The organism is Candidatus Flexifilum breve, assembly GCF_016713355.1.
Window position 1 is genome coordinate 724,321 of record NZ_JADJPI010000035.1, and the last position, 14,069, is coordinate 738,389.

General features: G+C 60.4%; 8 protein-coding genes and 1 rRNA gene. 8 read left to right on the forward strand and 1 reads right to left on the reverse strand.

Going from position 1 to position 14,069, the window contains the following annotated elements:
- The first annotated feature begins 47 nt into the window (after positions 1-47).
- The 8 genes from IPK17_RS26135 (at position 48) to IPK17_RS26170 (ending at position 10,909) form a co-directional block, all read left to right on the forward strand.
- Positions 48-3,584, forward strand: a complete 3,537-nt coding sequence (locus IPK17_RS26135) for a serine/threonine-protein kinase (protein WP_343420631.1) — start codon at positions 48-50, stop codon at positions 3,582-3,584.
- 49 nt (positions 3,585-3,633) lie between these two features.
- Positions 3,634-4,173, forward strand: coding sequence for an RNA polymerase sigma factor (locus tag IPK17_RS26140; protein WP_343420632.1), 540 nt, complete (start codon positions 3,634-3,636; stop codon positions 4,171-4,173).
- A complete protein-coding gene (locus IPK17_RS26145) occupies positions 4,160-4,933 on the forward strand; it encodes a hypothetical protein (protein ID WP_343420633.1) in 774 nt (257 codons plus the stop codon). The genes IPK17_RS26140 and IPK17_RS26145 overlap by 14 nt, the downstream gene beginning before the upstream one ends.
- Before the next feature lie 13 nt (positions 4,934-4,946).
- On the forward strand, positions 4,947-5,630 hold the full coding sequence (locus IPK17_RS26150) for a hypothetical protein (RefSeq protein WP_343420634.1): 684 nt from the start codon (positions 4,947-4,949) through the stop codon (positions 5,628-5,630).
- On the forward strand, positions 5,627-6,532 hold the full coding sequence (locus IPK17_RS26155; RefSeq protein WP_343420635.1) for a hypothetical protein: 906 nt from the start codon (positions 5,627-5,629) through the stop codon (positions 6,530-6,532). Before IPK17_RS26150 ends, IPK17_RS26155 begins: the two co-directional genes overlap by 4 nt.
- Positions 6,533-6,544: 12 nt before the next feature.
- On the forward strand, positions 6,545-7,399 hold the full coding sequence (locus IPK17_RS26160; protein WP_343420636.1) for an ABC transporter ATP-binding protein: 855 nt from the start codon (positions 6,545-6,547) through the stop codon (positions 7,397-7,399).
- A 163-nt stretch (positions 7,400-7,562) separates the two neighbouring features.
- The gene (locus IPK17_RS26165; protein ID WP_343420637.1) at positions 7,563-10,601 is read left to right on the forward strand and encodes an alpha-mannosidase; all 3,039 of its coding nucleotides are present in this window, start codon (positions 7,563-7,565) and stop codon (positions 10,599-10,601) included.
- Between the two features lie 68 nt (positions 10,602-10,669).
- Positions 10,670-10,909, forward strand: coding sequence for a ChaB family protein (locus tag IPK17_RS26170; protein ID WP_343420638.1), 240 nt, complete (start codon positions 10,670-10,672; stop codon positions 10,907-10,909).
- Between the two features lie 335 nt (positions 10,910-11,244).
- Here IPK17_RS26170 and IPK17_RS26175 read toward each other — a convergent pair.
- Positions 11,245-14,003, reverse strand: a 23S ribosomal RNA gene (locus IPK17_RS26175).
- Between the last annotated feature and the right edge of the window lie 66 nt (positions 14,004-14,069).

Genomic DNA, 14,069 nt, shown 5'->3' on the forward strand with positions numbered 1-14,069 from the left:
CATGGGCACATTGTAACCTTCAACATCCGCCGGAGCCGCCCAGTTACATGGAAACTATCAACCAACGCTATATCCTGCAGGGGTTACTCGGTGAAGGTGGGATGGGCATCGTCTATCGCGCCCTCGACCGCCTCTCTGGTCGCCAAGTCGCGCTCAAACGCGTCTACTCGGCGACCCAATCCCGACGGCAGGCCAGCCTACTGGACGCCGATACTCAGCTTGAGCTCGCGCGCGAATTTCAAGCGCTGGCAGCGCTCCGGCATCCAAACATCATCAGCGTCTTGGATTACGGCTTTACGCAGGATCATGTGCCTTATTTTACGATGGAACTGATCCAGGGAGGCCGCTCCATCCTCAAAGCGGGGAGTGGGTTGGAACTGGGTGACAAAGCCGACCTGCTGGTACAGTTGCTGCGCGCCCTGATGTACATCCATCGTCACGGTATTGTGCACCGGGATCTGAAACCGAGCAATGTGCTCGTCGAACGCCATCCGCAGACCGGCGCGCCCAGCGTTAAGGTGCTGGACTTTGGCCTGTCGGTTCCACCGGGGGAAGTGCGCGATGCGTTAGGCACCCTACCCTACATGGCGCCGGAAGTGCTCTTGAGTTCCGTCAACGATCAGGCGCCGTATCTGACCGTCGGGGTCGATCTGCATGCGGTCGGCGTGTTGGCCTACCAGCTTTTTGTGGGCTACCACCCATTCTGCATCGAGAACATCGACACGCTCGTACACGATATTCTCTACAGCCAACCCGATTTCACCGGCGTGAATCTGCCGCCCGCCCTGATGCGCATCATCGAACGCCTGCTTGAGAAACACCCCTATGACCGCTACAGCGATGCCGGTGAGGTTATCTCGGATCTGCGCGCGGCGCTTGGCCAACCGCTGCAAGCGGAAGACAGCGCCACCCGGGAAAGTTTGCTGCAAGCGGCGCGCTTCGTGGGGCGCAGCGCCGAACTCCAAACTCTGAGCGACGCGCTGCAGCAGGCGAGCACGGGCACAGGCGGCCTGTGGCTTATCCGCGGTGAATCCGGGCTGGGCAAATCGCGGCTGGTCGACGAATTGCAGACCCGCGCGCTGATTCGCGGCGTCACGGTCTTGCGCGGACACGGCATCGAGAACGGAGGTCTCCCGTACCAGTTATGGCGCGAACCCCTGCGGCAGCTCCTGCTCGCGACGCCCGTCGACGATCTGGAAGCGGCGACGATCAAGCCGCTGGTGCCGGATATCCACACACTGCTCAATCGACCCATCCCCGATGCTCCAATTGTGAGCAGTGAATCGGCGCGGCAGCGCTTGATCGAAACGATTGTGCGGCTGTTCCAGCGGCAGCAACGCCCCACCCTGCTCGTACTCGAAGATCTGCACTGGGCGGTCGAAAGTCTGCTACCCCTCACAGCCCTGCAGGCCAGCCTGCCCAACACCTCCCTGCTGGTGGTCGCCTCATACCGCCCGGAAGAGCGCCCGACCCTCGCGCAGGAATTCCCCGACGCGCCGCTCATCGTGCTCGACCGCCTGAACAGCGAGCAGATCGCCGCGCTGTCAGTCTCGATGATCGGGTCAGTGGGCCGCCGCGATGATGTGCTCGATCTCCTGGAACACGAGACCGAAGGCAACATCTACTTTCTGATCGAAGTCATGCGAGCGCTGGCGGAGCATGCCGGCGGGCTCAGCCGAATCGGTGAAGTGACCCTGCCCGCTCAGGTCTTCGTGGGCGGCGTCGAGACGATTGTCAGCCACCGCTTAGGGCGCGCGCCCGACTGGGGCACGGCGCTGCTCAAGCGCGCCGCGGTTGCTGGGCGCTGGCTCGACCTGCGGATGCTCGATCTGCTCAACACGCAGGCCGATCTGCTCGGCGGACACACGCTGCTCGCCTGGTTGAGCGCATGCGCGGATGCCGCCATCCTGGAATATCGTGACGAAAGCTGGCGCTTTGCGCATGATAAACTGCGCGAACGGTTGATCCGCGACCTCGGTGACGAGCTACCATCGCTGCACCGCGAAATCGCCTTGGCGCTCGAAGACATCTATGCCGACGTGCCGAGCTATCTCGCGTACGCCGAGACACTCCTCGATCACTGGCAGCGCGCAGGTGATCCGGCGAAGGAAGTCGCATACATCCTCCTGACCGCGACGCAAGCAGTGCGCTTCACCGGAAAATATTCGGTGGCGCAAAGTCGGTTGTGGCGGGCGCTCGATCTCATTGCGTTAAACAAGGTACCTGACAGTGATCGCGCCGAGCTGCGGGCGCTCCAACTGTTTGGTGACCTGCTGTCCCGGCAGGCGCAGCCCGCCGCCGCTGCCAACTACTACGAGACCAGCGTGGAGCTGGCCGAAGCACTCGCTGATACAGCCGCGCTCAGTGCAAGCTTGATCGGCTTGGCGGAAGTGAGTTTGTCGCAGACCTTACTCATGCCCGCGGTCACCTATGCAGAAGCGGGTCTGCGGCTCAGTCAGGAGATCGACGCGGGCGCCCAAAGTGCGCGCTGTCTGCAGCTGCTGGCGCAGGTTCACCTGTATCGTGGCGAGCTCGTCGACGCGTCGCACAAGTTCAAAGCCAGCCTCAAGCTGTATCACGATCTCGACCTACAACCAGAAGTTGTCGGCATTCTCAACGCGCTGGGCATCCTCGCCGACCAGCAGGCTCAGGTCGGCGATGCGCGCACGCTGTGGGAACAGGGCTTAGCCCTCGCCGAGCATCTCGGCGACCGGGTGCGCATGGGGCTCCTCCTGCATAATCTCGGTCAGCTCGACGCCGATCAAGGCCGTTTCCGGAGCGCACAGCTCCGCGTTGCCGAAGCGGTGCGCATATTCCGCGAAATGGGTCAGTGGAGAAACCTCGGCCTCGCGCTGACCACCCACGCGGCTCTGCACCTGCGGCAAGGCGACCTCCGGCAGGCCGAGGCGCTCATACAGGACAGCCTCACCGTGCGCGGTGCGATCAACGACCGCGACGGCCTCGCCGTGACCAATTGCAGTCTGGCGGCGAACTACACCCTGCTCGGTGACTATCCGCAAGCGGAGGGCCTGTTATCGCAGAGTCTGGCGTTCTTCCAGAGACCGGGGAACCGCCGCTGGGTGGGTCGGACGCTGCGGGATCTTGGACTGGTGGCTTATCTGCGCGAGGAGTTCGAGCTGGCCGTTGACCGCTTGCGCGAGAGCGTGGAACACTTTGAAGTGCTCAATGATCGACGAGGTATGATTTATGCTCGGGCGGCGCTGGCGATGGTGCATGCCAACCACTTGGAGTATGGGCGAGCGCAGAGGTATCTGGCGCAGGCCATCGAACTCACGCTGGCGGTTGGGCTGCCGCTGCCCAGCATGAGCGTGCTCGTCGCCGCGGCCATCCTGGCGATCCATTTCAATCAGCCGGAGACCGCCGCGCGCTGGAAAGGTCTCCTTTTGGCGCAGCCCGCGCTCACCCATGAAAACCGCTTGCTGCTCGTCCGACTGCGCCCTATCCTGAAACAGCGCCTCGGCGCGGCTCGATTCGAACAGCAGCTCGCCAATGGAGCAGAACTCAATCTCAACGCCGAACTCGCTGCCCTCGCCGAAAATTACCTGTATCTGCCCGTGTCGTGAACTTTCTGGCCTAACCCTTGTATAAGGGAATAGACAAGAGGGCAACCGCGTGGACGATGAACAACTGGCGGAACAACTGAAACACGGTCACCGGTCCGCGCTCACGCCGCTGGTAGAACGGCACTATGGCGCGCTCATCGGCTACGCCTACCGTTTGACGTATGGTGACCACGCGCTGGCCGAAGACCTTGTGCAGGAGACGTTTTTGCGCGTGCTGCGCGGCATCCACACCTATGCGTACCCACGCCCCTTCAAACCGTGGCTGTACGCCATCGCGACCAACATCGCCCGCAACTACTACGCCAGCGCCGACCAGCGCCGCACGCACAGCGACGATCCGGACGACCTGCCGAGCGCGGAGGTGCCTGACGACCTGATCAGCGCGCAGGATGAGGAGCAGACCGTGATCACTGCGCTGGCTAGCCTACCCGACCTGCACCGCGAGGTCATCATCCTTGCCTATTACCAAGGGCTCACGCTGGCTGAAATTGCCGACGCGCTCCACATCCCCCTCGGCACCGTGAAATCCCGCCTCTCGAACGGCGTTGTCCGCCTACGCGAAAAGCTGAAGACCTATGAAACCACCTGATCACGATATTCGCGCGTTCCTTGATGGCTGGCCAGCGCCGACGGTAGACCGCGCCGCGCAAGCCGAACTCGTGCGGCGCTTGCAGGCCATCCCACTCACGCCACTGCGGCCCACGGTGCGCTTCAATGTCCGTTGGGCACGGCTGATTCTGCGCGCGCAGTTCCGCCTCGTTCACCCCCTGACGTGGAGCGCCTCGGCATTGATTGTGGCGCTCGGCGTGCTGGTGACCGCGACGCTCTACCAGCCGAGTATCAGCGCCGGCGATCTCCCGTTCGTGCTGGTCGCACCGCTGGTCGCCGCGGTGGGCGTCGCGTTTCTCTATGGCGTGGACAACGACCCACCGTTAGAACTCCAGCTTTCGACGCCAGTGTCACCGCATATCATCCTGCTCGCGCGGCTGGCACTGCTGTACAGCTTTAACCTCGGCCTCGGCCTCGCCAGTAGTCTGGCGCTCGCCACCGTCCACGCTGAACTCTCACTCACGCCGCTGATTCTGGCGTGGCTGGCGCCCATGACCGCGCTCTCGGCGCTGGCCTTCCTGCTGAGCGTACTCGTCTTCGACCCGCTCGTGAGCGTGCTCGCGTGCTTCGCGCTGTGGTGCTCACAGGTCGCTCGACGCGCAGAGATCGCGCTGCCCGCGCTGCGCAGCTTGCCCGATCTACTGCGGGCGGATTTGTACCCGGTCATGTTCCTCGCCGGAGCCGTGGCCATTCTCCTCGCTTTATGGCTTGCCGACCGTGAGCAGCGCTGGTCGGCCTGAAAGGAGTCGCGCTGTGACCCTCTGGCAATTCGCGTGGCGGCGCGGTTGGCGCGCCGTCGGCTGGTTCCTCCCCATCTTGGCGGCGGGCATCATCTTCGGGGCAATTTTGACCAGTCTCGGCGGTCTGCGCATCGCGTTTCTGCGTTTCAACGCGCTGGAAGTGGTGCTCCCACTCTTCGTCGGCGTGCAGGCGGCGCTGCTGTTCGCCCCGGACGATGAGCCGCCGCTGGAACTGATCTTGGCGAAACCGCGACCGCTCGTGTACGTGCTGTTCGAACGGGTGGCGGCGCTGGCGCTCATCTACAGTGTGATCGCGCTGACCGCCTCGCTCGTTGTGACGAGTCTGCCCAACGCCGAATCGCTCGTGCAGACGCTGATCCGCTGGCTGCCGCCGTCACTCTGCATGATCGGCATCGGCGCTTGGATCAGCGTGAGCACGCGTAAAGCCAGCAACGGGGCGTTCGCAGCCGTCATGTTGTGCGGTGCAATGGCCGTGGGCCAATCGGTGCTGCTGCCGAAGTACGACTTCATGGCCTGGGTGATGTTTTACGTCCAGCCGTGGGATGTGACGCCAGAACGGTATCTGGCGAATCGGCTAATCGTCTCGCTGATCGGCCTCGTGACCTTCCTGCTGACGGTGAACCTCATGCGGGACAGTGAGCGCATGCTCGGAACTAATCAGGCGGTGGCACTATGACTCAGCTGCGGGGCATCATCTATTACGAACTGCTCATGAGCTGGCGGCGCAGGTCGCTGCCGATCCTGATCCTGTTCTTCCTCGCGGCGTTGTTATTCATCGGCGTGCTGGTCGGTGAGGTATCCTCGCCGATTGACAGCGGCGTAATTGAAGTGCGGGTGGAAAACGGGATCACAACCGTGATCTCCCGCGCTGACGATGGTAGCCTGAGCGAACAACCGTTAGATGCGGAGGCGGCGCAGGCGCTGCCCCCGTGGCTGATCGGCATCAATCTTGACCTTGCGGAGAACAGTCTGCGCGGTATTTACGTGCTGCTGCCCGCACTCATGGTGATGGTGATTGGCATCATTCCGCTCCTCAGCGATACGATTCCGCTGGATCGTCAGTACCGCGTGCGCGAACTGCTCGATGCGTCCCCGCTGCACCGCCGAACTTATCTCGGTGGCAAAGTGCTGTCGGTATGGAGCGGGCTGCTGGCCGGAATTAGTCTGTGTCTGGTGCTGTATCAGCTTGTGCTCTACCTGTTGTACGGCCCATATGATGTGCGCCCGCTGCTGCTCCTGTGGATCGGTCTGGTCATCCCGTTGACCCTGTTCGCCGCCGCGGTCGTCGTCCTCTTCACATCGTGGGCGGGCAGCCGCCGCTCCGGTTTGCTCGCGGCGCTGCTGCTCATCCCGATCGGCGTGTATCTGTATTTCGCGGCGGCGATGACGCTGGGGAGTCTGGGACGCCTGATCTATCCTGTCTACGGCCTCGGCCTGATGGATACCTATCTCACCGATCCCAACTATCGCAGTGTGGTACTGGCCGATGCGGCGGGCATGCTGAGCAGCTTACTGATGATAGGCGCGCTCGTTTGGCTCGCTGCGTGGGGTTATGCCCGTCTGCGTGAAGCGCGTTAGGAGAAGAATGCCATGATTGAAATCGAAAACCTGAGCAAGACCTATCGTGGTGGGGTGAAAGCCCTGTCCAACCTCACGCTGACCGTCGCTACGGGCATGTTCGGCTTGGTGGGGCCAAATGGCGCAGGCAAAACGACGCTCATGCGCATCCTCGCCGGGCTGCTGCGCCCATCAGCGGGCCGCGTGACGGCCTTCGGGCACGATCTTGCTACGTATAACGGTCGCCACGCGCTGAAGATGAACCTCGGTTATCTGCCGCAGGAACTTGGCCTCTACCCGAACCTGACTGCTTACGAATTCCTCGACTATATGGCGATTCTCAAGGGCATAACCGATACGCGCGAACGCCAGCACCAGACCGAGGAACTGCTGGAAAAAGTGCGCCTCACGGCGGAGGCCAAGCGCCGCCTCAAAACGTATTCGGGCGGCATGAAGCGCCGCATCGGCATCGCGCAGGCGCTGCTCGGCAATCCACGCCTGCTCATCGTCGACGAACCGACCGCCGGGCTCGACCCGGAAGAGCGCGTGCGCTTCCGCAACCTGCTGGCGGACATGGCGCTGGAGCGCACCATCATCCTGTCGACGCACATCGTCGAAGACATCAGCCAGAGCTGCAATGATCTGGCGGTCATGCGCGGCGGCACCGTCGTGTTTCGCGGCGCACCAGCCGACCTGATCGACCGCGCGCGCGGTCACGTGTGGACGTTCAGCGGGCGGCGTCCCGGTGACGACCTCACGGTCGTATCGACGCTGCATTTGCAGCACGGCGTGCAGTATCGTGTGCTTGGCCATCCCGGCGGCGACGCTTTGCCCGCCGAGCCAACGCTTGAAGATGGTTACATGTGGCTGATGCAGGTTGGTGGGTGAAAACACCGCTAGCGGCCATTCTCAACGCGCTCAAACTTAGGTAAGGCAGCGGCGGGCACCCAACCGAGCCGCTGCTAAGATTCCATTCGACAACACTTCACCCTTTCGGCGCGTTATGCAGTAAAATTCCCCGCGCGAGACGTCCTAGCTCAAAAGGTTACTCATGGAAAAACATTTCGAACTTACGCGCCGCCGGGTCAAACTCTTTTTGGATGACACCCGGCTTGGCGGGAAGCTTTATCCTGCCAAGCAGGCGCCCAAACTCACCAGTTACGCCGCGCCGGATCGCATTGCTTTCGCGCAGGCGCTGCAGGGCGATTATCATCCGGTGGCTGTGGGCGATCAATTCGCACCGCTGTGGTCGACGCACTGGGTGAAAGTGGAATACACAATTCCCGAAGACTGGCGCGGCGGCGAGGTCTATCTGATCTGGGACGCTTCCTGCGAAGGCTGCATCTGGATTGATGGGCAGCCACAGCAGGGTCTGATCGGCACGAACGACAACTGGGGCGAGATTAAGCCGCGGCGCGTGCGCTACCGCCTCACGCCAACCGCGACCGGCGGTGAAACGGGCACGCTGTATATCGAAGTGGCGGTGAACACGCTGTTCGGCGCAGTAGACGACCCGTTCCACTCGGTCGGTCTGCTCCGCCAGGCGGAGATCGCCTTGTTCGACCGCGAGGCATGGGATCTGTACTGGGATATGTTCGTCATCGTCGACATTGCGCACAATCTCCCGGACAGCGCGCGCGGCTTGCAAGCGCTCGATGTCGCCAATGAGATGGTCAACGCCATCGACCTCAATGATCGTTCGACGTGGCCGAAGGCACGTGCGCTGGCGCAGACCTTTCTCAGCGAGAAGAACGGCGATTCGCAGCATCAGGTGTACGCGCTTGGGCACGCCCACATTGATACGGCGTGGTTGTGGCCGCTCGCCGAGACCAAGCGCAAAGTCGTGCGCAGTGTGACGAATGCGCTGCAGAACATCGACCAATACCCCGATTTCGTCTATGTGTTCTCACAGGCGCAGCAGTATGCATGGCTCAAAGAGGAGCGCCCCGAACTCTACGAGCGGGTCAAAGCCGCCGTCGCCGCCAAGCGGATCATTCCGGTCGGCGGCACGTGGATCGAGCAGGATGGCAACATCCCCTCTGGTGAAGCGCACATCCGCCAATTCCTCTACGGTCAGCGCTTCTTTGAGCAGGAGTTTGGCGAGCGCTGCGCGGAATTCTGGCTGCCCGACACCTTCGGCTACCCGGCCGCCCTGCCGCAGATCATGCGTGGCTCCGGCATCAAGTACTTCCTCACGCAAAAGCTCTCGTGGAACCAGTTCAACAAGCCGAATCGCTCGACGTTCATCTGGGAAGGTCAGGACGGCAGTCAGGTGCTGACCCATTTCCCGCCGAGCGACACCTACAACGGCGTGTGCACCGCCCATGATATGCTGTTCGGCCTGAAGAACTTCAAAGATCACGAACGCGCGCGGGAAAGCATGTATCTCTTCGGCTTTGGCGATGGCGGCGGCGGCCCCACCGAGGATATGCTGGAACGGCTCGACCGCATGCAGGACGTCGACGGCGTGCCGCGCGTCAAGCAGACCGCGCCCATCGAGTTCTTCAAGAAGGCCGAGGAACGCTGGGATCGCTATACCAAGTGGGTCGGCGAACTCTACTTCGAACTGCATCGCGGGACGTTCACCTCGCAGGCGCGCAACAAACGGAACAATCGCAAAGCCGAACTACTCCTCCGCGATGTGGAAATGCTGTCCGCTATCGCCTCGTGGCAGACGGGTTACGTCTATCCGCAAGCCGAAATTGATCGTCTGTGGAAGCTGCTGCTCCTCAACCAGTTCCATGATATTCTGCCCGGCTCGTCGATCACCGCCGTTTACGAAGACTCGACCGTGCAGTACGCCGATCTGTTTGCCAGTGGTGAAAAATTGCGGCAGGCAGCGCTCGACGCGCTCCTCCCGCCCTGTGATCCGTCCGGCAAGTGCACCATTGGCGTGGTCAATACCACCGGCATCCGCCGTCAGGAAGTGGTCGAAGCCGATATGGTCGACAGCCTTCAGACCGCGGCAGATGGTAAGGGCTTGGTGCTGGTCGAAGCGCAGCCGTTCGGGTTCGCCAGCTATCAACTGCCCGAGGAAGTCTGGGAAGCCAGCGGTTATCAGGAGGGCGACCTGTTCGTCCTCGAAAACAGCACACTGCGCGCCACCTTCCGCGCTGATGGCCGCTTGATCAGCCTGTACTCGCACCTCATCGAACGCGACGCCATCGTCGGCGAGGGCGGCAACCAGTTCGTGCTCTACGACGATGATCCGGTCAACTGGGATGCGTGGGATGTCGACGTGTTCCATCAGGAGAAGAAGAGCGCGCCCCTCGCGGCAACCTCAGTCGAGCTGATCGAAACGGGCAAGCTGCGCGCCGCCCTGCGCTTCACCTACGCGACCGCGCGCAGCCACATCACGCAGACGGTATCGCTCACAAGCACCGGGCAAATCCTCGAATTCGCGCACGAGGTCGATTGGCACGAGTCGCACAAAATGCTGCGCCTCGAATTCCCGGTCGATGTGCGCGCCGAAAACGCCACCTATGAGATGCAGCACGGCATCGTGAAGCGCCCCACGCACTACAACACACCCTATGACCTCGCGCGCTTTGAAGTCCCGGCACACCGCTGGGCAGACCTCTCCGAACCCGGTTTCGGCGTCGCCCTGCTCAACGACTGCAAGTACGGCTACCGCATTCACGAGAACGTGATCGCGCTGTCACTGCTGCGCTCGCCCAAGTACCCCGATCCGGTGGCGGACATGGGCCAGCACGAGTTCAAGTGCGCGCTCTACGTCCACCAGCACTCGGTCGATTACAGCGAGGTCATCGGCGAAGCGCTGGCCTTCAACATTCCACTGATCGTGCGCGGGAGCACGCAGCACCTGCGCGAGTCGTTCTTCGAGGTGGAGAACGCCGAACTGATCGTGGATGCGCTCAAGAAGGCGGAAGATTCCGACGACCTTATCATGCGCCTGTATGAACCGGAAGGCTTCCGCGGGACGGCTCTGCTCGGCTTAGGCTTGCCCGTGCGTCGCGTCGCGCTGTGCAACCTGCTCGAAGAGGAGATCGCCGAACTGGAGATTGTTGATGGTGTGATCGATCTGGAATTCACGCCGTTCCAGGTGATCACGCTCAAGCTCAGCCGTTAGGCTACCTTGACAACCCTCTAATCCGCGATTACGTTTTGCATTACACCAGTGGATTGGAGGGTTGAAACATGCCTTATCAGACGATCAACGACTTGCCGGAGAGCGTGCGCGATAACGTGCCCGAACACGCGCAGGAGATTTACCTCGCGGCGTTCAACAGCGCGTGGGAGCAGTACGACCAGCCGAGTGAGCGGCGCGGCGATGATACCCGCGAAGAAACCGCACATCAGGTCGCGTGGGCGGCGGTCAAACGAAAGTATCAGAAAGACGAGAAGTCGGGCAAGTGGCGTCTACGTACGGACGATTAATTAAATAGGAAGCGCGCAAGTTTGTCACTTACGCGCTTCCAGAGGAAGGTTTCTTGAGGATTTCCAATGCTACATGATGTAAATGCGATTTTTAGGAAGGAAACAGCACCTGGAGTTTATGTTTCGGACACTGTGTCGTCACTCGAATATCTGCTCGATTTGGCATCCCCTTCTGGATTTAGAAGGGGACATCTCGCTATTACCTGATACTATGAATCTAAAATGATACTGGCGAAAGAAACAAAAAGCGCGTGAGCAAGTTAGCTCACGCGCTTTGTTAAGTCACAACTGAAATTGTCACAGCGTTCAAAAGTACCTGTATCCGCGCAATACAGAACTCAAAGCCCTCGACCATTAGTACGGGTCAGCTCCACACATTACTGCGCTTCCACCTCCCGCCTATCAACCAGGTCGTCTACCTGGGGTCTTACTCGCTTTCGCGATGGGGAGTCTCATCTTGAGGTCAGTTTCCCACTTAGATGCTTTCAGCGGTTATCTGCTCCGGAGATTGCTACTCGGCTGTGCCGTTGGCACGACAACCGACACACAAGCGCTCCGTCCACCCCGGTCCTCTCGTACTAGGGGCAGATCCTCTCAAACTCCCGACGCCCACAGCGGATAGAGACCGACCTGTCTCACGACGGTCTGAACCCAGCTCACGTACCGCTTTAATGGGCGAACAGCCCAACCCTTGGGACCTTATCCAGCCCCAGGATGCGATGAGCCGACATCGAGGTGCCGAGCCTTGTCGTCGATGTGAACTCTTGGACAAGACTAGCCTGTTATCCCCGGGGTAGCTTTTATCCGGTAGCTACGACCCTTCCACTCGGAGTCGTAGGATCACTAAGTCCGACTTTCGTCTCTGCTCGGCGCGTTGGCCTCGCAGTCAAGCTGGCTTGTGCCTTTGCACTCACTGGCTGGTTTCCATTCAGCCTGAGCCAACCTTTGAACGCCTCCGTTACCTTTTAGGAGGCGACCGCCCCAGTCAAACTGCCCACCTGCCACTGTCCCCCGAAGGGTTAGGGTCAAAACCACGTCAGGCTGGTATTTCACCGTCGGGTCCACCGAGCCTAGCGACCCAGCTTCTCCCTCTCCCAGCTATCCTACACAAACGCAGTCCTAACGCAATGACAGGCTACAGTAAAGCTCCACGGGGTCTTTTTGTCCTGCTGCGGGTCACGCGCATCTTCACACGTACTTCAATTTCGCCGGGTCCCCTGTTGAGACAGCGCTCCACTCGTTACGCCTTTCGTGCGGGTCGGAACTTACCCGACAAGGAATTTCGCTACCTTAGGACCGTTATAGTTACGGCCGCCGTTCACCGGGGCTTCAATTCGCAGCTTGCACCGCTCCTCTTAACCTTCCGGCACTGGGCAGGCGTCAGCCCGTATACGTCCGCTTGCGCGTTAGCACAGACCTGTGTTTTTGGTAAACAGTCGGTAGAGCCCTTTCACTGCGACCCCTTGCAGGGGGCGCCCTTTCTCCCGAAGTTACAGGGCTATTTTGCCGAGTTCCTTAACAGAGGTTCTCCCGTTCGCCTTAGTATCCTCTACTCGTCTACCTGTGTCGGTTTGGGGGTACGGTCAGTATGCTTCACCGCTCCGCAGTCTTTTCTTGACCCCCATCCAGCATCCGTTAACATCCACCCGCTAACGGCTACCTTCAAGCGATGTGCTGCTTCGCTCCACATACTGGTGCAGGAATTTTGACCTGCTGTCCATCGCCTACGCTTTCCAGCCTCGGCTTAGGCTCGACTCACCCGACGTGGACTGACCTTCCGTCGGAAACCTTAGACTACCGGCGACGTTGGTTCTCACAACGTTCTCGCTACTCATGCCCGCATTCTCACTCCCCACCACTCCACCGCACGTTGCCCGTGCGACTTCACCGCTGTGGGGACGCTCTCCTACCACTTGCTTACGCAAGTCCCTGGTTTCGGTGTCATGCTTACAGCCCCGTTCCATTTTCCGCGCAGTCGCGTTCGACCAGTGAGCTGTTACGCACTCTTTCAAGGATGGCTGCTTCTAAGCCAACCTCCTGGCTGTCTCAACACGACCACATCGTTTCCCACTGAGCATGAACTTCAGGACCTTAACCGGGGGTCTGGGTTCTTTCCCCTCTCGACGGCTGAACTCATCTCCAGTCGTCCGACTGCATGGCTCACCGACCGGCATTCGCAGTTTGATTGGGTTCGGTAAGCTCACAGCCCCCTAGCCCATTCAGTGCTCTACCTCCGGTCGTCATCACCACACGCTAACCCTAAAGTTATTTCCGGAGAGAACAAGCTATCTCCAAACTCGTTTGGCATTTCACCCCTAACCACATGTCATCCCCGTTTTTTGCAATAAACGTGAGTTCGGGCCTCCCGTCCGTGTCACCGGACTTTCACCCTGCACATGGTTAGCTCGTCTGGTTTCGTGTCCAATAACTGCCACTAATCGCCCTATTCAGACTCGCTTTCGCTTCGCCTCCGGGTGTCACTCCCTTAAGCTGGCCACAGCTATTGACTCGCGGGCTCATTCTCCAATAGGCACGCCATCAGGGGTTACCCCCTCTGACCGTCTGTAAGCATACGGTTTCAGATCTCTTTCACTCCCCTCGCCGGGGTTCTTTTCACCTTTCCATCACTGTACTCTTGCGCTATCGGTCGTCAAGTGTATTTAGCCTTGGAACGTGGTCGTCCCAGCTTCCCACCAGGTTAGCGTGCCTTGTGGTACTCAGGATACCCCCCACAACCGTCCCCTTCACCTACGGGACTCTCACCCCCTCTGGTCGGCTTTCCCAAGCCGTTCGGTTCAGTTTCGGTTGCTGATAGAGGTCCTACAACCCCAGCTTGCGCTGGTTTGGGCTCTTCCGCTTTCGCTCGCCACTACTCGCAGAATCCTTCTCTTTTCCTCGGGCTACTGAGATGTTTCAGTTCGCCCGGTTCCCTCCCCTCGCGGGGTGACAGGCTCACGCCTGCCGGGTTTCCCCCATTCGGACATCGTGGATTATTACGGCTGCACACGCCTCATCCACGCTTTTCGCAGTGTACCACGTCCTTCATCGGCACTTGACGCCAAGGCATCCCCCGTATGCTCTTATCCGCTTTGAACCTGTGTTGCACGGATACTGATACTTTTGTGATTGATGCGCTATGACAATTTCAGTTGTTAAGGTG